Source organism: Parashewanella spongiae (assembly GCF_004358345.1).
Taxonomy (GTDB): Bacteria; Pseudomonadota; Gammaproteobacteria; order Enterobacterales; family Shewanellaceae; genus Parashewanella; species Parashewanella spongiae.
Map to the genome: position 1 here is coordinate 2,806,157 of NZ_CP037952.1, position 24,518 is coordinate 2,830,674.

The window sequence follows — 24,518 nt, forward strand, 5'->3', positions numbered from 1 at the left end:
ATTCAATTTAGGAAAGTTGCGGAAGAAAGTATACAGATGAGTTCTCGTCACTCTCGCGTTTAGCGTTTGAAAAATGTCAGTAATCCTACTCGTTAAAGTATCTGCAATTTCAGGTAATGTTTTATCGAAAAATCTATTTACTCTTTGTCGAAACTCTTTGTCCGACAGAACTATTGAGTGATAGAAGGTTGCATTCTTAGGCTTACAGGCTTTAATTCATCTTTTAGTCCAGAATAGAGTCCATCACGCCATAACATTTTTAACACTCGATGCTGCAGTTTTTAGCGCTTGATAAGTTTTTAGCGCTTGATAAAAAGTTGATTTGACTTCATAGATCAAACTCCCCTGCTGCGACTCCATGCTAAGACATCCGAAGCATAATCTGCATCACAACAGCAGTCTGATGTGTTAGATTGAACTCAGAGACTATATTCGTCAAGCACTTCATTATGTTCATTCGTAGCCTTTCAATTGTTACTCAACGGTTACTCAATTTTTTGATACTCTAACTGTTTCATTATCCTTAATTACTACCTTTTTAAAGTTAACAAGAACTGGGCGGCTTTTGAACGGAGAAGTTTAGGCGTTTTCAAGTCAACGGGGTTATGCTGGATATTCTGCAAAGCCAAAATCCCTTTACATTAACAACTTCAAGCAAGTATTGCCAATATATTCAAACATTATCAGTTAACAAACGGTCAGGGCAACCGCACGAGTGAGTGATAGATACAACTCCATTTGGTAATTTCGTCATTCCCACGAAAGTGGGAATCTAGTGCCCTACCCTTATATTGTATACCCAAAGTTATTAGGGTCTGTTTATCTTTCGTGATTATTTTTGCAGCGATAAATTGGTCGTTTTATATAAGACAGAGCTTGTGCGGTTTGGTATTCCAAATAAGCAAGCGATAATGCAGTAGAAATGATCAACTTACGCTGTCTTAGATGCTTTTGAGCGTTCACTGTTCTGTGTTGTAACCCGTTTACTTAGATGACTAAGCTTCACGGCTTACGCCTTGAACAGATAAACGCTCAAATAGCACAAAATTTAATCCTGAAAGATAAACAGCCCCTTGTATCATCTGTAAATTGAACTCTGTTGGGTATACCTGAAAAGTGGACAAGCGCAAAATTGAAGCAGAAAAAACTGTAGAATCGAATAAAAGTTAATAAAGGTTAATTTGTACTCAGCTTTCTTTCTTGTAATGTTGTTGTTCAAAATCTATTGTGGTTAAAAATAATGAGCTCTGAATCATGTACTAATGCATTACCTCATGTTGCAATGCTCCCTGAATTAATAGCAGCATTTTCGAAGCAAAAACTAGAAACGAAAAATACAATTTCAGTGACAATGAGTGGAAAACAATCACATTCATTTTTAGTCTCTTTAGGTAAACGTTCTAGATGGACGTGCGAATCAATAGATAAATTTCATAATGAGACAAAAAGGGGAAATTCAGTTGGAAGTTATGTGGAAACTAATGAGGGGGAATGGTGTAAGCAAACAGAAACAGTGCTAAATAACAGCCATCTATTGCATTATGCTTTGTGGAGTGGAAATGAGCAAGAAATAACCCGCTTATTAGCAGAGCCCTTTATGACTTCCTATGCGGCACCAAAGTTAGGGTATTCTTTGTTAATGGCTGCAATAATGAGCAATAACACAAAAATTGTGAAGATGCTTTTAGATGCCTGTCCTGAATGCAATTTCCAGCACAGAAATAGACAAGGGGAAAGTGCTGTTTTTGTAGCAATAAGGTATGGGAAGCTTGAGATCTTAAAATTGTTGCTTAACTTATCTATCGATTTATCTGTGACGAATCAAAAAAAACAAACACCATTACTTTTGGCCCTAGCTTCAGGCAAGCAGCAAATGGCTGAGTGTTTAATCGAAAAAATGTCAGACATTAATGGCTTAAATCTTCAAGATAACGAGGGTACTTCGGCTCTGCATTTGGCCGTAATGCAAAATTTCGCTGATTCTATGGTACCAATATTGATAGAAAAAAATTGTGATACTGAGGCCATTGATAGTGAAGGTGATACGCCATTAACAACGGCATTACTACAAAAAAAAAGGAATATCGCAGCGCTACTTTCACCCATGGCGAAACCGAGTTCTGAATTATATCATGGATATTCGTTACTGGCATTGGTCAGTTATTATAAAATGGATGATATAGCCTTAGAGCTTGCCGAACACGGGCATAAATTAAATATTAAGAGTGAGAACGATAGATTTCAACTCATTAAGTGTATCCAAAAAAATAATGAAAAGTTGTTGTTAGCTATGTTGGCTAACGGCTTTGAGGAAGACTGTTTTCGTGCCGGAGTCAATATAACTGGGGAAGCGGTAAAAGCAGGGAACCCTGAGTTAGCGCATAAGCTCATTTCACTCGTTGAGCCGAAGATGCTCGACCTTAAATTCGAAGTTAGTTATGCCAACAAAGGCAGTATAAGCCGAACCACTTTAAGTCTAGCCATGGATTTAGGCGATAGTAAGACCGCAGAAGCGCTAATTCTCAAGGGAGCGATACTGTCTGCGAAAACATTATCCGGATATGACATAATGAATTGGGCGGTTCTCGATGGGCATTCTTCACTGGTTGACTTATTGCTGAGTCGGAGTGTTAGTTGTGATGAAAAATTTGATGGTAGAACTCCGCTGCAATCAGCGATTGTGAAGAAGAATGAACAAATGGCGTTGAAGCTGATATCACATACAAAAGATATCAACACACATGGTAAAGATGGATCAGCTCTAGTTTTAGCAGCCCATACAGGGCAAACTGAAGTGGTCAAGGTGCTCATAAGTAACAACGCTAATGTAGAAGCAACAAATACCTTTAATCGAAACTTTTTAATGCTAGCGATACCTTCTGAAAATGACGAAATAACTCCATGGGCGCTAAGGACATTACCCACTGGTGTTATACAGAAGTTACTTTCAAAACAGGACATTAATGGATATACATGCTTAACACTAGCACTAACTCACAAAAAGTTTGCGCTTTCAGAGTTGCTACTGGAAAAATTAAATAATGTGAATGTACCGATTACAGAAGGTGATACTCCTTTAATGATGGCAATAGAAGAAAATCAGGTTGAGCTTGCAAAAAGGTTTATCGAATTAGGGGCAAGTGTAAATGCACATGAACAAAGAAATAAATTTGATGTGCTGATGCTGGCAATATCAAAACATAACTTTGAATTGGCGCAATGGCTTGTTGAAAATCACGGTGATAGCATTAATTGGTCTTTAATAAATATTTATGGAAGATCCCATTTAAGCGCTGCATTATTTCAGCTTAAGAGAGCTAAATTAGGAAGTGTCAATTTCGCGCTTCACCCATTAATTCTTGCTATTCAAACTGTTAACAAGAAGCCAAGTGATATTTGCCGACGTTTTGCAACTGAGCCCTTCTCCACTACTCCACAATCAAGCACTCAATATACCAAGCAAATACAGCAACCATCTTCCTCCCCTAGTCCCTTCAATACTCAGACCAGTGCGCTTATTCACTCTTGGAAACTGGAACAGAAAAGCAAAAATCAACTGGGTATTGAATTAAATGCATTAATTGCTCGTTGCACTAAAATTTCGCAGCTTATTGAAATCATTCACACCCTAAAAAACGACAAACGAGTCATGGAAACATCATGGGACATAGGGTTAATCCATGAATTGTTACACAAAGCTACCGAGTTTTCTGACAGCCATTCATCTAATTTCGATGGCATTTTTAGTGACATAACACGATTTAAATCTTCCTATGAAGCGAAAACATGCACACTATTACTGAAATTAAATAAGTTAAATTTAAATTTTTCAGATGCCAAAGGATTGATGCTAGGCAATGCACCTGAACTCAGCCTAATACAACAATGGGGCATCAAGCCTGATGTTGCCATTTACTGTGCCTTTCTGTCGGTATGCGCTGAAACTGGGCATTATGCAGAAGCCGAATCATTGGTGTTGGGCGATGGCGCTCACACTACAGGCAGTTTAATGCAACAATATTGGAACCAGGCTCATGTTGCCATTTACAATGCCTTTATCATGGTATGCGCTAAAACTGGCCAGTTTGATAGAGCTTGGCAACTGGTGTGTGGTGATAAGCCCATGATGGGACTTCATTTGCCATTAAAGGTAGATTCAATCACTTGCCTGAATTTGCTGACTGCCTGCGTTGAAATGAAGCGTTATGCAGAAGCCAAAATATTGGTGTTGGGCGATACAGTTACAGCCAGCTTAATGCTGCAATGGGGTATCAAGCCTAATGTTGCCATTTGCAATGCCTTTATCATGGTATGCGCTAAAACTGGCCAGTTTGATAGTGCTTGGCAACTGGTGTGTGGTAATAAGCCCATAATGGCACCTGATTTGCCATTAAAGGTAGATTCAATCACCTGCGTGAATCTGCTGACTGCTTGCGCTGAAGCGGGGCGTTTTACAGAAGCCAAAATATTGGTGTTAGGCGATACAGTTACAGCCAGCTTAATGCTGCAATGGGGCATCAAGCCTGATGTTGCCATTTACAATGCATTTATTAAAGTATGTATTAAGGCTAAGGAATTTGACACTTTAATATGGTATTTAGAAAAAATAATGAACAAATGTAACATGAGTACTCTTTCACAAATAGATATTCAACTAACGCCGCTTGAAAAAGCTAATTGCATAAGCAAAATTGATAAAGGGATAACACAAGGAATATATGAAAAAAATGTTGGCTTAATGAATCTTCTTCTTTCGCGAGGAGCTAAACATTAATCGAAATATCTATGAAACGGGTAGCGATGAGTTGATATTGTACCCAAGGTTTACCACCTTCCTCGGAAGCAAAGTCGGGGATCATCGCCATTTTTTTGATACGCTATGTAAAGCTACATTATTGCACTTTGAGCACATACATAGCTCTGAATTGAGCATTTAATTATTGTAATTGGTATTACCTAGACTATCTCCTGCGAGGTACTTGTAGTCGAGTAAAGATCATACCGTACTAAACAGCTTTTTGGCAAAAGTGAAGATACAAATCAACACCTTATGTTTACACTAGAAAATTGTAAAAGATTGAAGAACTCCATCTTCACTCGCTTACAGTTTATTTTTTCGCAAAAAACACACCTATTTTATCTTTCGTGGATACCAACTTAATACCTTTCCATTCCAGTATTAGAGTAACTACAACCTCATGCTTATATTTACGTGCCAGTTTTAGCGGTGACATTCCAAATTCTTTACTAAACAATCGAATAGAATCTATCGGATGTGTGGATAAATAATCTAGCAGTACCTTCACCACCTTCTCTTTACCAAAACGGCAAGCCACATGCAATGGCGTATCTTTATATCTTGGATGCACTCTGGTCAGCCCGATATCGGCATTAGGGTTCTGCCCTTTATAATCCAGCAGTACCTTCACAACACCATCATGACCGGCGATACAAGCCCCAAGCAGCGGCGTATTCTTAGATTCTGGATGCACCTTGGTTAGCCCGATATCGGCCATAGGGTACTGCCCCTTATAATACATCAGTACCTTCACCACGCCATCATGACCGGAAATACAAGCCTCATGCAGTGGCGTATTGGGAATAATGGCGTGCATTTTTGCTAGCCCGATATCGGCCTTAGGGTACTGCCGTTTATAATCCAGCAGCAACTTCACCACCTTCTCTTTACCAAGATTGCAGGCCGCATGCAGTGGTGTAGTCTTAAATGTTGAATGCTCCCTAGTCAGCCCGATATTAGCATTAGGGTTCTGCCCTTTATAATTCAGCAATTCCTTCACCACACCATCATGACCAGCGATACAAGCCTCCAACAGTGGTGTATTATGACTTGTTGAATGCTCTCTGGTTAGCCCAATATCGGCATTAGGGTGCTGCCCCGTATAATCCAGCAGTACCTTCACCACCTTCTCTTTACCAAGACCGCATGCCGCATGCAGTGGCGTATCCCCGTTTTTGTTAGCGCTATTAACCTCAACACTAGGAGTCTTCAATAATGCTTCCACCACATCCGCTCGTCCAAAGTACGCTGCGATATGCAACAGTTGATTATCATTTTTAAGGATTGGTAAAGTGTAATGTATTACTTCATTGAAATTAACCTGATGACTCAATAAATCAATTAATTTTGGCCAGTCTCTTGAATTTATCCAAGCTCGCCAATTAAGTGAACTTAAAGGTACCTCATCTGCTCCTGAGCTATGAAGCGCTTGTATTATAGAAAAACTGACGCCGCCTGAGATGCATTGCTGCAATAAGTCTTGTTTACGGTTTAACGGTAAGGTTTGCCAAACCTCTCTGTTATTCAGGTATTTTTCTACTACATCATCGTATTTTGCATTAAATTCAGTTAATCGCTCAACAATTTGCTTACTCCAAACAGTGACAAACTCCGACTGAACTTTTAACTGTTCAAGGTGCCTACATAACGTATCACTGTAGAGCCTCTGCCATGTATGTGACAATAAACACATCATCAACGGACGTTTATCAAACACGGGAAGACAGTAAACAACAAGTGCTGCCAGCGCACAAAAATCACCACAATAAAGTTTTTTACACCAGTGGCTGACATTGCCAGTGTAATCCGTTAGCTCAGGCTTTTCCGGTATAAATGCACTTTCTAAAAAAAGTGTTAGCTGTTGGTCTGTGTGAATGCGCTTTAAAATCTCATTACTGATGCTATCTCTTGTCTGGCTGCCATAATAAAAATGGTTAGGAGCAAGTTTTAATAACGCAGACCAAGCGTTTTCCTTTAACCGATCAACTATGTCATTCATTTCAATTAACAGATCATCATTATCATCTTCAGACTGAATGTATTGCTCTTTCAGGAATAATACCTGCTGCGATAAATCCATATAATCGTCAATACTGCCCAATAAACGGCGGTGATAATCTTCTGGGGCAGTGAGAAGTAAATCATAAATATCTGACGCAAACAGGTCGTGCAGCGGTAACTTAAAATGAGTGTCTTTCTGAGAGTCGATCCCAGTAAGCAACCAAGGCACCGCCGCCGCTAAATGTACCCGATTGGCAGATCTAACCTTTGAAGTTAACTTCAGGAATGCGTCACTCATTTGATCCCGACACAATAAATTAAAAATCGTTGTCGATGGCCTATCACACAATTCTAAACGAATACGAAGACCGTCTATGCACTGCCATTCACCTTCGCTTTCAACCGCCATAGGAAATGCTCCCAGATGAAGCAGCTGTTGTGATTCAGGCCAGTGTTTCATTTTGTTCAGTCGGTTTGAGAGTTCAACAAGAAAACATAAGGCGTCATCCGGTAATTGTTGATCGAAATTGATCTGACCAATAATATGCGTCTTTAATTTTTCGAGTCGCGCAAAATAATCCTCCCTGCCTTTTTTGTCCCGAGCTAGAATGGTCTTTCCTTGTTGCTCAGCCCGCATTATTACGCCTGTTAATTTTTCATCAAAATTTGCCCCTGGTAACTTCGCTATATCATCAGGTAACTCCAGTTCGGCATGTTTTTCCGTTACTTCTTCATCACGAATAAACTTGAGGAATGAATCATATTGCCCAAGCGGGCTGACCATAAACAACTGACCGTCAATATTAACGGTGTTTGATTCAAGGTTTGCCTTCTGAGGCTGAAAGTCTAACTGTGCAGCGATTGAAGTATTTGAGCTGACGGCGCCTAGGGGATTGCACATTCACGTTCCAATTCATTGTCTTCGATGAGTTGATAAATTGTAAGAGTTCTAGCGAGTTAGAAAGTACCAATCTTTATCATGCCAGCGAAGGCTGGTATCCAGTGACTTTTTATAGAAAAAAGTAAAGGCACTAGACTACCGACATACAAAACTGTCGTTACTTCGTTTCCAACCTGCGCTCGAGTGACGAGAACTCATCGGTATACTTTCTTCCGCAACTTTTGTAAGCGGTCAATATGAAGCGTCTTTCAAAATTAAATCTAATGGTAATAACTATCTTTTATATCTAACTGCTAACCAATATACCCCACCTTCACTCGCTTACAGTTTATTTTTTCGCAAAAAAAACACCTATTTTATCTGTTGTGGACACTAACTTAATACCTTTCCATTCCAGTATGAGGTTAACTATAACCTCATGCTTATATTTTCGTGCCAGTTTTAGCGGTGACATTCCAAATTCATTACTAAACAATCGAATTGAATCTATCGGATGTGTGGATAAATAATCCAGTAGTACCTTCACTACCTTCTCATTACCAAGACAGCAGGCCACATGCAATGGCGTATCTTTATATATTGAATGCACTCTGGTCAGCCCGATATCGGCTTTAGGGTACTGCCCCTTATAATCCAGAAGTACCTTCACTACGCCATCATTACCGGCGATACAAGCCCCATGCATTGGTGTATTCTTAGTATATGAATTCTTCATGACCAGCCCGATATCGCCATTAGGGTGCTGCCCCTTATAATCCAGCAGTACCTTTACCACACCATCATGACCAACGACACATGCCTCATGCAGTGGCGTATTTTTACATGTTGAATGCTCCCTGTTCAGCCCAATATCAGCCTTAGGTTCTTGCCCCTTATAATCAAGCAGTACCTTCACCACCTTCTCTTTACCAAGGCGGCAGGCCACATGCAGTGGCGTATTTTTATATGTTGAATTTTGCCTGTTCAGCCCGATATCAGCTTTAGGGTACTGCCTCTTATAATCTAGCAGCACCTTCACTACAGCATAATGGCCAGCGATACAAGCCACATGCAATGGCGTAGTCTTAGATATTGGATGTTCCTTGGCTAGCCCGATATCAGCTTTAGGGTGCTGCCTCTTATAATCCAGCATTACCTTCACCACACCATCATGACCAGCGTTACAAGCATAATGCAGTGGCGTACTTTGATATGTTGAATGCTCCCTAGTCAGCCCTATATCAACTTTAGGGTTCTGCCCTTTATAATTCAGCAGTACCTTCACCACCTTATCTTTAGCAATCCGGCAAGCCATAAGCAGTGGCGTATACCCGATTTCGTTAGTACTATTAACTTCAATACTCGGAGTCTTCAATAATGCTTCCACCACATCCTCTCGCCCAAAGTACGCTGCGATATGCAACAGTTGATTATCACTTTTAAGGATTGGTAAAGCGTAATGTATTACTTCATTGAAATTAACCTGATGTCTCAATAAATGAATTAATTTTGGCCAGTCTCTTGAATTTACCCAAGCTCGCCAATCAAGTGAACTTAAATGCACCTCATCTGCTCCTGAATTACGAAGCGCTTGTATTGTAGAAAAACTGACGCCGCCTGAAATGCACTGCTGCAATAAGTCTTGTTTACGATTTAACGGTAAGGTTTGCCAACCCTCTCTGTTATTCAGGTATTTTTCTACTACATCACCGTATTTTGCATTAAATTCAGTTAATCGCTCAACAATTTGCTTACTCCAAACAGTGACGAACTCCGACTTAACTTTTAACTGTTCAAGGTGCCTACATAACGTATCACGGTAGAGCGCCTGCCATGTATGTGACAATAAACACATCATCAACGGTCGTTTATCAAACACGGGAAGACAGTAAACAACAAGTGCTGCCAGCGCACAAAAATCACCACAATAAAGTTTTTCACACCAGTGGCTGATATTGCCAGTGTAATCCGTTAGCTCAGGCTTTTCCGGTATAAATGCACTCTCTAAAAAAAGTGTTAGCTGCTGGTCTGTGTGAATGCGCTTTAAAATCTCATTACTGATGCTATCTCTTGTCTGGCTGCCATCATAAAAATGGTTAGGAGCCAGTTTTAATAACACAGTCCAAGCATTTTCCTTTAACCGATCAACTATGCCATTCATTTCCATTAGTAGATCATCATCCTCAGACTGAAGGTATTGCTCTTTCAGAAATAATACCTGCTGCGATAATTCCAAATAATCGTCAATACTGCTCAGTAAACGGCGGTGATAATTTTCTGGGGTAGTGAGAAGTAAATCATAAATATCTGACGCAAACAGGTCGTGCAGCGGTAACTTAAAATGAGTGTCTTTATGAGAGACGATCCCTGTAAGCAACCAAGGCACCGTCGCCGCTAAATGTACTCGGTAGTCAAATCTAACCTTTGAAGTTAACTTCAGTAATGCGTCACTCATTTGTTCCCGACACAATAAGTTAAAAATCGTTGTCGATGGCCTATCACACAAACCCAAACGAATACGAAGCCCGTCTATGCACCGCCATTCAGTTTCGCTTTCAACCGCCATAGGAAAGGCTCCCAGATGAAGCAGCTGCTGTGATTCAGGCCAGAGTTTCATTTCGTCCAGTCTGTTTGAAAATTCAACAAGAAAAAGTAAGGCGTCATCCGGTAATTGTTGAGCGAAATTGATTTGACCAATAATATGCGTCTTTAATTTTTCGAGTCGCGCAAAATAATCCTCCCTGCCTTTGGTGTCCCGAGCTAGAATGGCCTCTCCTTGTTGCTCAGCCCGCATTATCACTCTTGTTAATTTTTCATCAAAATTTGCTCCTGGTAACTTCGCTACATCATCAGTTAACTCTAGTTCAGCGTGGTTTTTCGTTACTTCTTCATCACGAATAAATTTGAGGAATGCATCATATTGCCCAAGCAGGCTGACCCTAAACAACTGACCGTCAATATCAACGGTGTTTGATTCAAGGTTTGCTTTCTGAGGCTGAAAGTTTAACTGTGCAGCGATTGAAGTGTTTGAGCTGACAGCGCCTAGGGGATTGCACATTCACATTCCAATTCTTTGTCTTCGATGAATTGATAAATTGTAAAGGATCTAGAGACTTAGGAAGTACCAATCTTTGTCATGCCAGCGAAGGCTGGTATCAAGTGACTTTTATAGAAAAAAGCAAAGGCACTAGACTACCGACATACAAAACTGTCGTTACTTCGTTTCCTGCCTGCGCTTGAGTGACGAGAACTCATCGGTATACTTTCTTCCGCAACTTTTGTAAGCGGTCAATATGAAGCGTCTTTCAAAATTTAGTTTAATGGTAATAACTATCCCTTATATCTAACTGCTAACCAATATTACACCTTCAGATACTAGGAAACCTTACGACACCATTGCTGTAATACAGGTAAATTCATTGACGAAAAATTTATCATATCACAAAAAATTCAGATTAATAATGTTTGACAAGTTTTCAACCAATGGCCTAATAAGTATCCATAACAATATAGATTTTTTAGGAAAATAGAGAAGCAGTTGATATTCAACGGTAAGTGGTGGCTGAGATTTTAAGGAAATAAATCAATATATACTTAAAGTTTATATAGATCTTCTCAGAGAAATTTTAATTGGTTTCAAATGGCGTTCTCATTATTTATTGTGGTGGTAATTCCAAAGTACGTTTAGTTTCTTACTGTTTTGATATACAGTGCATTCAATAGCAACGCCTTTTTCGCTCCAACCATACGGTAAGTTCGACTTCTGGGAAAAGCCTGATTCATCAAAATAATAAAGATCTATTACCCCTTCCTTTTCCATTTCTACACAACTCACTAATTCATCGTAGGCTCTTTCAAAATAGACTTCATTTCGCTGTTTTTTAAGTGAATGTCTCATGCGTTTATGGCTGTAGTTAAAATTTTTTATCGTCCGTTTTACTGTGCCTAGACTGCACTCTTTACCTGTTGAATTCTGTATTAAAGGCTGCGCTCTTTTAAGTTGATGAGGCTCTTCATCAACAAATGATTTTAAGAGTGAAGCTTCCTCTTGAGAGTAAATACTAGGTCGACCTGAACGTTTGTCATCAAATAAACTTGAGACACCTTGCTCGTACCAAGCGGTAATCCAGTTTGATACTGTAATTTCGCAAACTTCGAAAATGTCAGCTATCTGTTTAATTGAAAACTTCTTATTACTTAACAGAAATGCGTGTGCTCTGGTTCGACTACAATCTTGAAGAAGTGCGAACGGGCTATGTGCTTAGTACAAAGTAATTGAATAAAATTAAGCAGGAGCCGTATACGAGACCCGTACGTACGGTTCTGCGAGAGGGATGGGGCACTAACGCCTCACCCTACTCGATGTTTCTAATACCAATTACAGTAATTAAATGCTCAACTCAGAGCTGTGTATGCGCACAAATTGCAAACGAAATTGGTGAAAACACAGTTATTCTACGTTGAGAAAATTTGTTGAAGTAATTTTTGCGCATACAAGCTCCCTGAGGGTAAGGCTAAAGGCTTCCATTACTGCGTTGCATGTTCTTGAATTATCCCGACAAATGCACTAAGTGCGTTGAACGCCAGTTTTGTATGGCGGCCGTAGGGAATATAGTACTTCGAACATACGCCTTGTACTGGAAACCTTTAGATCTTGCTGAGTGAGAGATTAATTACTGTAATTGGTATAATTAATTATTTTATGTAATTTTTCGTAGATAAACTTGGTGATCTGTTTCGAAGTAATCGCTGAAACCAAGCATTCTCATAACAGGAACTAATGGATTTTCATGGCGCATTCTTACCTTAAGTAAATCACCTTTATTTATATGATTATCAATCAGATTTACTAAGACTTGTTGTAATAGTGAATTATGCTCAGTATCGTACCATAGCTGTATGTCTTCTATTTCTGTATTGTCTTGTTCTTTTTTAAAGGTAACTCTTCCTACATCAACCCCATCTAACGAGATTATTTCTGAAGTTTCTTGACCAAACCTTGCTTGTTTTAATCTAATAAAATGATTTTTATCGTGCTCATAAGGCCATAATGCATTTAAATATGATTTCAATTCATTTTGAATTAACAGGTTAACGAAAGGCCAATCTTTTTCTTCAGCTTGTCTGAGCTCGATATTAGGCATGTGTTACTCCGATCAATTATTAAGGGCTCTAGCGATTTAGCAAGTACCAATCTTTGTCATGGCAGCGAAGGCTGATATCCAGTGACTTTTATAGAAAAAAGTAAAGACACTAGACTATCGACATACAAAACTGTCGTTACTTCGTTTCCAGCCTGCGCTGTAGTGACGAGAAATCATTGGTATAGTTTCTTCCGCAACTTTCCTAAGTAAGTTCTAATTTAAAAATCGACATGCCTGTCATAGAAATATTGATTCCATTATCAATAAGCGTAGCCTTAAATTTGGTGATCGCTATCAAGCTAAATACACCAAAAAAAGTAAAACGAATTATTTTCAAAAATAAAATAAGTTAGTTGCCGTAACTACTTGTAACTTAAAGGATAAATCGTTTTATGAATTAAGATTAAAACCATATGAAAGATGATTTAGGCTGTTAAATCGATTGAAAGCAGTCTTAGATTTTTTGAGAATGGCTTAATATTTAGTACCAATTACAGAGATAAATCTCTCACTCACCAAGAGCTAAGGGATCTAGCGATTTAGAAAGTACCAACCTTTATCATACCAGCGAAGGCACTAGTTTCCAGCCTGCGCTGGAGTGACGAGACTCATAGGTATACGTTCTTCCGCAACTTTCCTAAAGGGTTTCAGTGCTAGGCACAAGCTCGAAGAACCATTGCAATAATTCAAGTACTTGTAACGCAGTAATGGAACCCTTTAGCCTTGCTTTTGGGGAGCTTGTATGTTGTCAAAACTGTCTTGACGTAGCAATGTAATAACTACAGCTTTTTAGGTCGGTAACAATGTCTTTATCAATTTCGATTGCACTTTGAGCACATACATAGCTCAGAATTGAGCAGTTAATTACTGTAATTGGTATAACTTTGTATTTGCTATCAAGAAGCAAAAATATTATTTAAAATATTCGCAAGACGAATTCCTGCCTGTTGCATGCGCTGTTCAACTTCCGATCTATGCTTGAAAATATAACCATAACCTAAGTCAGGTTTCCCTGATCCATCAACTCGATAGTCATAAACTTTATTCCTAAGAACCATCGATTCTTTCGCCCAATCGGTATAGTCACCTAATATCCAAGATTGTCTGTTCTTGTGACTTATAGGTAAGAAGTCGACATATTCAGTGTAACTTAACTGCTGATGCTCAATGATAAGTGTGTCCCAAACATTATGGAAGTTATAACGATTAGTTTCGCCAAACCACTTTACCGGAATACTAGTTCCGCCTTTATCAGCCGCTCGACTTACATGCAAAGGCTGGTGTAAATCACCCATAAAGTGAATTAAGAAAGCCAACGCTTGCCACCTTTTTTCATTACTGAGTGACGAATCGCTTAGTTGATTCTCAAATCTTTCAAGAGCTTCGAGGATGTCTCCAGCAGAACTTCTTGGCAACTTTTCCCAATCAGCATCATCTTCTACATTGATATAATGCCAAGCAGAAGCATGTCTCCAATTCTTATCAGACTTGATCTCATCTGGCCAAGTTGAAAGCCGAGCTAATGGTATTCCGCTAGTTATTTTCATCAACTGTGCGTGAGCATTAACAGTAAGATATTGCTCAGCTATTTCAGCTACGATTCTATGACCATTTCGGCCAAATGCAGAGACTTCAAAACAAGTCAAAAAAACAACAAGTGAAGTAAATAAAACAACTGCTAACTTTCTCATATATAGTCCTAAGTATTATTATTTTAAAATATCACCTCATTTTAATGTTACGTTTTGTTTACATCGAGGTGAATTAATTTAGCTAAAAACTTTCGTTTTTAAAAGAAGGTTTCTCATACCCCCTATTCCTACAGGCTTTGTTTAAAAAACTAAAAAATCGAAAAATAAACAAGCGTTTTAAAAACAACTGATCATGAATTTTCTGTTTCATTATTGTAATGAAATTGTAGGAAAAATCTGTTTTAATTCGCACCTGATTCCATTTACAACAAATTGGAATTTTTTTGCTTAATTTTGCCAGTTTAAAAATAAGATAAAAAAGCAAAAAACAGATTAGATTTTAACCATATAATACCTCTACTAAAGGAAAATGTGATGACCAATCATCGTCTCTCACGGATCTCGAGTGCGTTAATTCTCGCATTAGGGTTAAGTACCTCTGCTCTTGCTGCCGACACTTCATCTGCAGTTAAAGGGGAAATAGTTGGACCTCTTGGAAATCCAGCTGCCGGTACTACTGTAACTCTCGTGCATGTACCATCTGGTACAAGTAAAACAGTTACAGTTAACAACTCCGGATTGTTCTCAGCTAAAGGTTTACGTGTTGGTGGTCCCTACACCATCAAGATTGATTCAAATAAATTCAAAGATCGCTTAGTTAAAGATGTTTTTTTGAATTTAGGTGAGCCACTAGACCTTAGCTTTAAACTAGATAAAGATGATACTGAAACTATTGTTGTTAAGGGGTCGCGTTTAACAGCAACAGAATATGGCTCAACAAGCCCTGCTACTCACTTCAACCTTTCAGACCTAGAAAATGCTGCATCAGCAGATCGTGATATCAAAGACTTAGTTCGTATTGATCCACGTATCAATATTGAAGAGGCGGACGGTGAAGAAGCCATTCTTTGTGCAGGCAGTAACCCGAGATATAGTAGTTTAACCGTCGATGGTGTTCGTATGAATGACAGCTTCGGTTTGAACCGTAATGGTTATCCTACAGTTAGAATGCCATTTTCATTTAGCTCTTTAGACCAAATTGAAGTAGAAATAGCTCCGTTTGGTGTTGAAGCTGGTGGCTTTACTGGTTGTAACATTAATGCAGTTACTAAATCAGGCACTAATGAAGTACACGGAAGTGTATTTTATGATTATTCAAGCGACTCTCTTCGAGGAGACAAAATAAAAGGTGAAGACGTAGATGTTGGTGATTACACTGAGGAACGTTTTGGCTTTGACGTTGGTTTACCGCTTATCGAAGACAAGCTTTTCTTCTTTGGTGCTTATGAAAAATTAGAAGGTGCACAAATTTTCCAATACGACGCACTAGGAAATCAAATCTCTCAAGCTGAACTTGATCGTGTTATTCGTATCGCAAAAGATGTGTATGGTTATGATGCCGGTGGTACACCAGCTTCTATGCCTGTTGAAGATGAAAAAGTACTGGTTAAACTTGACTGGAATATTAATGATAATCACCGTGCTTCATTAGTTTATAACTATAATGATGGTTTTCGCATAGATCAATCAGATGAACGAAATAATACAATAACTCTTTCTAACCACTTTTATGAAGTGGGTGCTAAATTAAATTCAATTGTTGGTTCGTTATACTCAGATTGGAGTGATGACTTTTCAACAGAATTGCGTGTTGGACAAATTAAGTTAGACAACCGTCAACAATCTATTGATGCTGCGAGTGGGTTTGGTGAAATTCAAATTGAACGAATTAATGGAGCCAGCATTTATATCGGCCCTGATGATTCGCGTCAATCCAATGATCTTGACTGGAAAAGCCAAACATTAAAGCTGAGCGGTTCTTATTATTTGGATAGCCATACCATCACAGCTGGTTATGAATATGAGAATTTAAATGTATTTAATTTATTCATGCAGCACACTATTGGTGAATATCGTTTTAATGGCCTAGATGATTTCGAAGCTGGTCTTGCAGATGATATTTATTACAATAACTCTGCAGGAACGAATAACCCTAATGATGCAGCTGCGAATTTTGAATATGCTACTCATGCAGCTTATATTCAAGATGAATATACATTCGAAGATGTAGATCTTTCGATAGTATTTGGTTTACGTTACGATTGGTATACCAGTGATGATAAGCCACGCTATAACGAAGTTTTCCACAACCGTTACGGCTTTAGGAATGATGAAACTCTTGACGGTAAAAACTTATTACAACCTAGATTTGGTTTTAATTGGCGTGTTGAAGATAACCTAGAGATACGTGGTGGATTTGGACTATATTCTGGCGGTAATCCAAATGTATGGATTTCAAATTCTTACTCTAACGATGGTATAACAAACATCGATACCTATCGCCGTGACTCCCAATTACTTAATGATGATGGCACACCTATTGATGGTTTGTTCAGTGGCGAAGGTCGGCCTATCTTTGATCCACTACAAGACCAAGTTGATGAAGTTACAAATAACAACCCTGCTTTAGGTAATGAGCCATCAGTTAATGCAATCGATCGGGATTTTGAAATTCCATCAGAATGGAAATATAACTTAGGTTTTACTTACACCACTGAAAACGATTATGTGATTCAAGGTGACTTCCTTTACTCTCAAAAGCAAGATAGTGCAATTATTACTGCTGCTCATTGGGATAACGCGAGTCGTACAGAAGCTTCTGATGGTCGTGCAGTCTACGACTATATTGTTGTCGGTCAAGATGAAGATGGCGATGATGTAAAACGTAATTTCCGTAAGAGTGACTTTGTATTAACCAATGCAAGGGAAAATGGTAAATCAACTACCGTTTCATTCGCGATTAAGAAAGAATACGATTTTGGTCTAGATGCCTCTTTTGGGTATGCATTTAACCGTTCAGAAGATGTTTCACCTATGACCAGTGCTGTTTCGTTTTCAAACTTTACAGGTTTTGCTACAACTGATGCACAAAATCCTGGTTTAGCCACTTCGAATTATGAAACACCACATAGATTCACTTTCAACTTGCATTATGGAACTGAATTTTTTGATGGTTACAAAACTGGATTCACTTTGTTTGGTTCCCATACTCAAGGTCGCCCTATTTCTTATGCATTTGATGGATTGAGTGTTGGTGCAACAGAGTTTAGAAGCCGTAGACAATTACTTTATATTCCAACAATAGATGATGCGAACGTTACTTATGGCGACGATTTTGATCAAACCGCCTTTAATCAATTTGTTGAAGATAAAGGCTTTACACGTGGTGAAATAGTTGATCGTAATTCACATAACTCTTCATGGCACACTCGCCTTGATTTTCGTGTAGATCAACAATTGCCGGGTTTTTACAAAGATCATAAAGCAAGTGCATATTTAGTCATCAAAAATTTAGCTAATATGTTGAATGATGATTGGGGTGTGAAAAAAGTTGGTAACTTTACTGCTCAAAATGTTGTTGACGCGTCTTTAAATAGTGACGGTACATACGTTTATAATGAGTTTTTACCTGATAATGCTGAAGAAACTACTTTCTTAGCACAATCATTATGGGAAGTACGTCTAGGTGTTAAATACACATTCTAAATAGTTTCATTATTTAGGCCAAAGCCAGTAACAATAGTTACTGGCTTTTTATTAGAGTGCTATAAAAGCGTCAAATCATAAATTCCTATCTCAGTACATGCAATATTACGCCATGCTATAATTTCGTTTTTTATTCTGCGAAGTTATCATCAAATGGCTCAAATTAGTTCTGATTTTATTGACAACATTAAAACCCAATTTCCTGAACATCTTTCTTTTGATAAATTTATAGAATATTGTCATAAACCATTGCGTCGTTCTATTCGAGTAAATACCCTCCGCATTACTGTTGATTCATTTCTTAAAATGATGGAATCCAAAGGGTGGACTTTCGAGTCAATCCCTTGGTGTGAGTCAGGGTTTTGGATTACAACTCCAAACATTGATGGTATTGGGAATGTGTTAGAACATTTACAAGGCCTCTTTTATATTCAAGAGGCAAGTTCAATGTTGCCTCCAATTGCATTATTTGATGAATTGAATTCAGCAGATAATGTACTTGATATGGCTGCAGCACCTGGTTCAAAAACCACCCAAATAGCAGCAATGATGAATAATAGTGGAAGTTTGATTGCTAATGAATATTCGTCAAGTAGAGTTAAAATGCTACACGCTAATATCGTGCGGATGGGAGTCAAAAACTGCACATTAACCCATTTTGATGCCACTGTATTTGGTCAATACTTATTCGAAGAGTTTGATGCAATATTACTTGATGCGCCATGTGGTGGCGAAGGCACAGTAAGAAAAGATCCTTCCGCGTTAAAAGATTGGAGCCTTGATAAAGTGCTCTCTATTTCTGAAAAACAAAAAGAACTGATTCAATCAGCTTTTGCAGCGCTTAAAGTTGGCGGGACATTAATTTATTCGACTTGTACACTGAGCCAACAAGAAAATCAACAGGTTTGCCTTTATCTAAAAGAGTTATACCCTGAAGCTGTTGAATTTGTATCACTTCACCAATTATTTGATGGAAGCAGAAAGTCATGTACGCCTGAAGGCTTCTTGCATGTATGGCCACAACTATTCGATAGTGAAGGTTTTTTTGTAGCTAAAATCAAAAAATTACAATCCATCGAAAAAATAAAACCTGAACCAAAATTGAATACTAAGTTTCCATATACTCCGATTCGGATTAAAGAAAAAAAAGATTTAATGCTTTGGCTTGAAAATTCATACGGTATTACACTGCCGGCAGATGCTCCAATCATGTGTAGAGAAAACCAGTATTGGTTGTTCCCAATCCACTTTAAGCATCTTATGTTAAGAATGCGATACCAAAGAATTGGTCTTAAACTTGCTGAACAAAAAGGAAAGCGTTTAAAAGTAAGTCACGAAGCTATTGTTTCGCTCTGTTCAACGAGTGAGCATCGAATTGAATTAACAGAACTACAAGCTGTCGAATATTTGAAAGGTCGAGACATTCAACTAGATATTGCAGAAAAGTCATTAGGTGAAAAAATAGTTTGTCACAAATCTAGTCCATTAGGCTTAGTAAAGCATTTAGGAAATAGACTAAAGAACAATTTACCTAGAGATTTAGTCAGGGATAATACTGCTATTGGTTAATGAAAATTTTAACCAACAAATATGTTTATTTAATTATACCAATTAAAGTAACGACTTGCACTGAAACCCTTTAGCTCTTGGCTGAGTGAGAGATTAATTACTGTAATTGGTATTACACTAAAAAAATCGAAAAGTTTTTTGGCAAAAACTAAATTAGTGTCCTAGACTAATTAATATTGAATTTCATTATTAGTGAGTTTCAAGCTCATTAATGAAAACCGAGTAGCGCACGGCTCGAAAGAGCCATTTCCCAATGCCCAAGCAACCTAGTTGTTTGGGCTTTTTTTTTATCAAAAAATTACCTTCTTCAAAATGGGAACTATCTCAATTTATTGGCACAACTAAAGAGCTTAAAGAAATTTTCACTGGTATATTTGGCAAGTTCATCATAATTTTCGCCACGTAATTCAGCTACAAACTCAGCAACATCACGAACAAATGCTGGTTGGTTTTCTTTACCTCTATGGGGAACTGGTGCTAAATAAGGAGAGTCTGTTTCAACTAACAACCTATCTTTAGGGACTTTACGAATAACGCTTCTTAATTCACCTGCATTCTTGAAAGTTACAATCCCTGAAACTGAAATGTAAAAACCTAAATCTAAGGCCGCTTTCGCCATTTCCCAGTTTTCGGTAAAGCAATGCAATACACCACCTACTTTATCGGCTTGCCCTGCTTTTAGCATTGCGATTGTATCTTCACGAGCATCTCGGGTATGAACAATCAGTGGTTTGTTTATATCTACGGCTAACTTGATTTGTTTTTCGAAGCAGTCTTGTTGTTGAGCTTTGGTTTCATTCGAGTAAAAATAATCTAAACCTGTCTCTCCAATTGCAACAACTCTTTCATCTGCCGCTGTTAACTTCAAACTATCTACATCAAGCCCTGACTCTACATCCAAAGGGTGAACACCTGAAGACAAGAACACTTGAGGAAAAGCCGCTACTTTTTCTTTCATATCGCAAAATTCTTGTTGTCGTACATTTACGCATAAAAAGTACTCTACCCCACGTTTTGAGGCTGTTTCGATAATAGTTTTTAAATTTGAGTGATCTGGGGCAGATTTTAGGCGATCTAAGTGACAGTGCGAATCAATTAACACAAATGAAGTCCGATTTAAAAATAATGGGAAAGGATAACGAGCTACATGGTAGAGGTCAAATCTCCAGAGCCTAAATTACTCGCCAGTAATTTTTCAATTTGCAGTCGTTGTTCATCTGAATCGGTTTCAAGTTTAATTCCAACACCAACTGGACGGCCACCTGATGCACCGATTGGGTTTATCCAGACAACAGTGCCTGATAATTGGTTTTCGGAACCATTTGGGAGCTGATAAGAGATTTCTAAAAAATCCCCAAGATGGTGAGAATGATGTGTAGGGATAAAAATAGCGGCTGGTTTGATAAACGGCATGTAAGAACGATATAGCTCATTCAACGACTTAAATTCCATTTTAATGTCGACCATTCATCCCACCATATATTGCAAGCAATATTTTCAATTATCTATTAACTAGGTGCCGATATTTCAATATAAATTGTTGGCACAATGCTGGAGCATTAATATTACTCATTAAACTCAATCTTTGGCGCATGTGCATGACTTCAGCTGCTAATTTAACGACTTCAGCTTGTAATAAAGCATCATTAAACTTGTTTTGTAAAATAAATTGCCTAAAAACGAGATACAAAACATCTAACACATCAACAATAGTTTGTTCATCGACTGTTAAAAAACTAGCACACAGATGACCAGCCGACAAACTTTGACTCCAATTATTTCTATAATTCAATAACTTGTTATAGTGTCCGGACGAGATACTTTCGATTAAACCTAATGGCCCACCGACTATAGGAATGCACCAATTCGTACCTTTATATTCTGGAGATTGTGAAATTAACCAATCATTAATTTGAGACTTCGAGGGTTTTTTAACTAATATATTTTGGCAGCGGCTTGTAATTGTCGGCATTAACAATCCAAAACTTTCAGTTTGCAATAATAATAGTGTTTGCTTTCCAGGCTCTTCCAGCGTTTTCAACAATGCATTAGCTGCAGATTTATTAAGCTTTTCACAGCTGTAAATTATTGCAATTCGCCAACCACCTTGTTGTGCCGTTTCTGTTAGATCACCGCATAATTCACGAATTTGATCAACTTTAATTTGATTACCATCTGGAACAATTTGATGGAAATCAGGGTGATTACCTGACTCGACTAGGGTACAGCTTTTACAAAGACCGCAAGGAGTAAACTGAGTAGGCCTTTCACAGAAAGTGAGTTGAGCTAAACTACCAAGCAACTGTTTAGCGCCATAACCTTTTTCTAAGCTCAAAAGCTGTGCATGAGAAACTGATTTTTTTTCTAATTGACGCGAAAATATATGTTTGGCCTCATCAAGCCAAGGCAGCTCATTTAGCTTAACCATGGCATAGCCTTTAAAGCACTGATAATGTCTTTGTGAACTTCTGTCATTGCCTGACTTGCATCGATGACATGTATACTTTCATCTTCTGTTGCAATTGATAAGTAACGAGATCTTGCTCTTTCAAAAAAGTCTAATTTTTGTTGCTCAATTCGGTCAAGCGCTCCACGAGAAGCGGCACGTTGCAAACCTAGGGAAGGTTCTATATCTAAATAAAGTGTCAAATCAGGCTTGAAGTCCTTTAATGTTGCTTCACTAATGACATCTACTAAATCACCAAGTCCTCTGCCCCCACCTTGATACGCTAATGAAGATAGATTATGACGGTCGCCTAGCACCCACTTGCCATTATTTAATGCTGGTTTGATGACGTTTGCGATTAACTGCGCGCGGGCTGCGTAAATAAGCAAGCATTCTGCTTCGTCACATAAGGGATCTGTTTTATCGGCGATTTTAACTAAATCACGCATTTTTTCCGCAAGAGGTGTACCGCCTGGCTCTCTGGTGCAAACAAGTTTAGTGCCTGTATGCTTTTCAATGTAGTCACGTACTAAAGTAATAGCACTTGATTTTCCTGCACCCTCTAGGCCTTCAATAACTATAAATTTGCCTTCATACTCATTCATTTTTTATTTCTCTGATACTTATTCACTGCGCGATTATGCTCTTTCAGCGTTGTAGAAAATACATGACTTCCATCATTTTTAGATACGAAATAAAGGAAACTGACATCAGATGGATGTGCGGCGGCCTTAATCGATGCAATACTTGGTGCGGCTATTGGAGTTGGTGGAAGACCATTAATTCTGTAGGTATTAAATGCTGTTCGCTCTCTAAGATCTTTTTTTCTGATATTTCCATTAAACCTATCTCCCATTCCGTATATTACGGTGGGATCGGTTTGTAATCGCATCTTTTTTCGTAAGCGATTGTTAAATACAGCTGAAATTATCTCACGCTCTTCTGACTTTCCAGTCTCTTTTTCAATGATAGAGGCTAATATTAACAATTCATAAGCCGATTTAAGAGGGATATTTTTTGCTCTATTTCTCCACGACTTATTTAATTCTACATTCATTTTAAGATAACTTTGAGTCAAAATTTCATTCACACTTGTCGAAGAAGTGTAATGATAGGTATCAGGATAAAATTTACCTTCAGGAAGACCTGTGTCATCTCCTTGTTCAAGCAACACATTTAAAAATGCATCTTCACTGACTTTTAATCGAGGTTGTTTATTTAAAGTGTTCAGCCACTGTTTAACGGTGTGACCCTCGATAAGTGAGACACTGTAATTTTTAACGGAACCTTTGTGCAGTTTAGATAAAAGAGATTTTGGTGTATCAGTCACGTCTAATTGATAAACCCCTTTTTTGATGCTCATTAACTGAGGGTTTAACTTAACAAAGGCTTTGATTTTCCATATATCTTTTATTACTTTTTGCCTTTGTAGTTTAAGCAGTGTTCCATTTAAAGATGCGCCAGATTCAACCCAAAGTTCTCTTGGCTGAGTAATATTTATAGGTGCTTCTACATAATCAAAAATATTTTTATACAAGAATGCACATGCAATTATCGCAAAGAGAATAAGTATGGTTAAGACTTTAATCAGTGAAATAATCCATCTTCTCACAATGTCACTCCTAGAGAATTTCTGAGGGAATTAACGCCATCCCACATATCAAACAGTTGTTGATTAATTTTTTTAATTGCAACAACGCCAAATAAACTATTTGTTATAAACACATATTTAGCGCACATTAAGCTATTTATTGAGATTTCTGTTACTGATACAGGATGATTCATTTCAGGCAATGCCATCAAAACTTGCTCACGCATCACTCCTGATACTCCACAATTGGACATGACAGGTGTGCACCAAACACCATCAATGAAAGCAAAAATATTAGCCATAGATGATTCTGCGACATTATTATTAGGATCAAGCACTAACCAATCATCAAAACCATCGGGAAGTAACACTGATTTTATTAGAACTTGCTCTAATCTATTAAGGTGCTTTATTCCTGCAAGTAACGGCTGATTAGCAAGCTTCACCTCAGAAATCGACAAAGATACTCCTTGTGATTGCCAACCTTTATAATGGTCGGGTAAATCAAAAATTGTAATGATTTCTGTATATTGAGCGTTTTGGCTCGGTGCATAACCTCGCCCACCTTCGCCGCGAGTAAGGAGAAATTTGATGCCTCGGTTGGGATTTTCTTTTGCTAGTTGTTTTATAAGCAGTATTGAAGATGGTGTGATTTTCCAAAAATCTTCACCATCAAAAAATTTTAATCGTTGACTGCCCTGTTCAAGGCGGGAACAATGAGCATCGAAGAATTGAATACAGCCTCCATCATCAATTCTCATTGTTGCAAATACGCCATCCCCGTAGGTTAACCCACGATTAGATGAGTTTACCAGCGTTCCCTGCTGTCCATTTATCCAAGTATCAGACATT

General features: G+C 38.2%; 13 protein-coding genes and 2 pseudogenes. 3 read left to right on the forward strand and 12 right to left on the reverse strand.

Annotated elements, in window-relative coordinates; genetic code table 11:
- Positions 1 to 60: 60 nt before the first annotated feature.
- Positions 61 to 165 (reverse strand): annotated as a pseudogene (locus E2I05_RS22550) (IS630 family transposase); the annotation flags it as partial.
- A 1,075-nt stretch (positions 166 to 1,240) separates the two neighbouring features.
- Between E2I05_RS22550 and E2I05_RS11015 the strand changes: the two are divergent.
- Entirely contained in the window at positions 1,241 to 4,774 is a 3,534-nt protein-coding gene (locus tag E2I05_RS11015) for an ankyrin repeat domain-containing protein (protein WP_121855100.1), read from the forward strand.
- Positions 4,775 to 5,108: 334 nt separating this feature from the next.
- On the opposite strand, the gene E2I05_RS11020 is transcribed toward E2I05_RS11015, so the two are convergent.
- The 5 genes and pseudogenes from E2I05_RS11020 to E2I05_RS11040 form a co-directional block, all read right to left on the reverse strand.
- Positions 5,109 to 7,700, reverse strand: coding sequence for an ankyrin repeat domain-containing protein (locus tag E2I05_RS11020; RefSeq protein WP_133309638.1), 2,592 nt, complete (start codon positions 7,698 to 7,700; stop codon positions 5,109 to 5,111).
- Positions 7,701 to 8,028: 328 nt separating this feature from the next.
- Positions 8,029 to 10,737 carry an ankyrin repeat domain-containing protein gene (locus E2I05_RS11025; protein ID WP_121855168.1) on the reverse strand — a complete coding sequence of 903 codons (2,709 nt, stop codon included), beginning with the start codon at positions 10,735 to 10,737 and terminating at the stop codon, positions 8,029 to 8,031.
- A gap of 594 nt (positions 10,738 to 11,331) precedes the next feature.
- A pseudogene (locus E2I05_RS11030) lies at positions 11,332 to 11,892 on the reverse strand (IS630 family transposase); the annotation flags it as partial.
- Positions 11,893 to 12,379: 487 nt separating this feature from the next.
- Positions 12,380 to 12,823: a hypothetical protein gene (locus E2I05_RS11035; RefSeq protein ID WP_121852707.1), complete on the reverse strand. Its 444-nt coding sequence runs from the start codon at positions 12,821 to 12,823 to the stop codon at positions 12,380 to 12,382.
- Positions 12,824 to 13,719: 896 nt separating this feature from the next.
- A complete protein-coding gene (locus E2I05_RS11040) occupies positions 13,720 to 14,514 on the reverse strand; it encodes a S1/P1 nuclease (RefSeq protein ID WP_121852708.1) in 795 nt (264 codons plus the stop codon).
- A 375-nt stretch (positions 14,515 to 14,889) separates the two neighbouring features.
- Between E2I05_RS11040 and E2I05_RS11045 the strand changes: the two genes are divergently transcribed.
- Entirely contained in the window at positions 14,890 to 18,060 is a 3,171-nt protein-coding gene (locus E2I05_RS11045; protein WP_243641044.1) for a TonB-dependent receptor, read from the forward strand.
- A 153-nt stretch (positions 18,061 to 18,213) separates the two neighbouring features.
- Entirely contained in the window at positions 18,214 to 19,629 is a 1,416-nt protein-coding gene (rsmF, locus tag E2I05_RS11050; RefSeq protein ID WP_121852710.1) for a 16S rRNA (cytosine(1407)-C(5))-methyltransferase RsmF, read from the forward strand.
- Positions 19,630 to 19,948: 319 nt separating this feature from the next.
- On the opposite strand, the gene E2I05_RS11055 is transcribed toward rsmF, so the two are convergent.
- Genes E2I05_RS11055 through pabC form a run of 6 tightly spaced genes read right to left on the reverse strand, consistent with a single transcriptional unit; the run spans position 19,949 to position 24,517 of the window.
- Entirely contained in the window at positions 19,949 to 20,731 is a 783-nt protein-coding gene (locus E2I05_RS11055; protein ID WP_121852711.1) for a TatD family hydrolase, read from the reverse strand.
- 41 nt (positions 20,732 to 20,772) lie between these two features.
- Positions 20,773 to 21,096, reverse strand: a complete 324-nt coding sequence (locus tag E2I05_RS11060) for a PilZ domain-containing protein (RefSeq protein WP_121852712.1) — start codon at positions 21,094 to 21,096, stop codon at positions 20,773 to 20,775.
- A gap of 34 nt (positions 21,097 to 21,130) precedes the next feature.
- The gene (gene holB / locus E2I05_RS11065; protein ID WP_121852713.1) at positions 21,131 to 22,057 is read right to left on the reverse strand and encodes a DNA polymerase III subunit delta'; all 927 of its coding nucleotides are present in this window, start codon (positions 22,055 to 22,057) and stop codon (positions 21,131 to 21,133) included.
- Positions 22,045 to 22,680 (reverse strand): dTMP kinase, encoded by a 636-nt coding sequence (gene tmk / locus E2I05_RS11070; RefSeq protein ID WP_121852714.1) that lies wholly within the window; start codon positions 22,678 to 22,680, stop codon positions 22,045 to 22,047. Before tmk ends, holB begins: the two co-directional genes overlap by 13 nt.
- Positions 22,677 to 23,687 carry an endolytic transglycosylase MltG gene (gene mltG, locus E2I05_RS11075; RefSeq protein WP_121852715.1) on the reverse strand — a complete coding sequence of 337 codons (1,011 nt, stop codon included), beginning with the start codon at positions 23,685 to 23,687 and terminating at the stop codon, positions 22,677 to 22,679. Before mltG ends, tmk begins: the two co-directional genes overlap by 4 nt.
- Positions 23,684 to 24,517, reverse strand: coding sequence for an aminodeoxychorismate lyase (pabC, locus tag E2I05_RS11080; RefSeq protein ID WP_121852716.1), 834 nt, complete (start codon positions 24,515 to 24,517; stop codon positions 23,684 to 23,686). Before pabC ends, mltG begins: the two co-directional genes overlap by 4 nt.
- Position 24,518 lies beyond the last annotated feature (1 nt).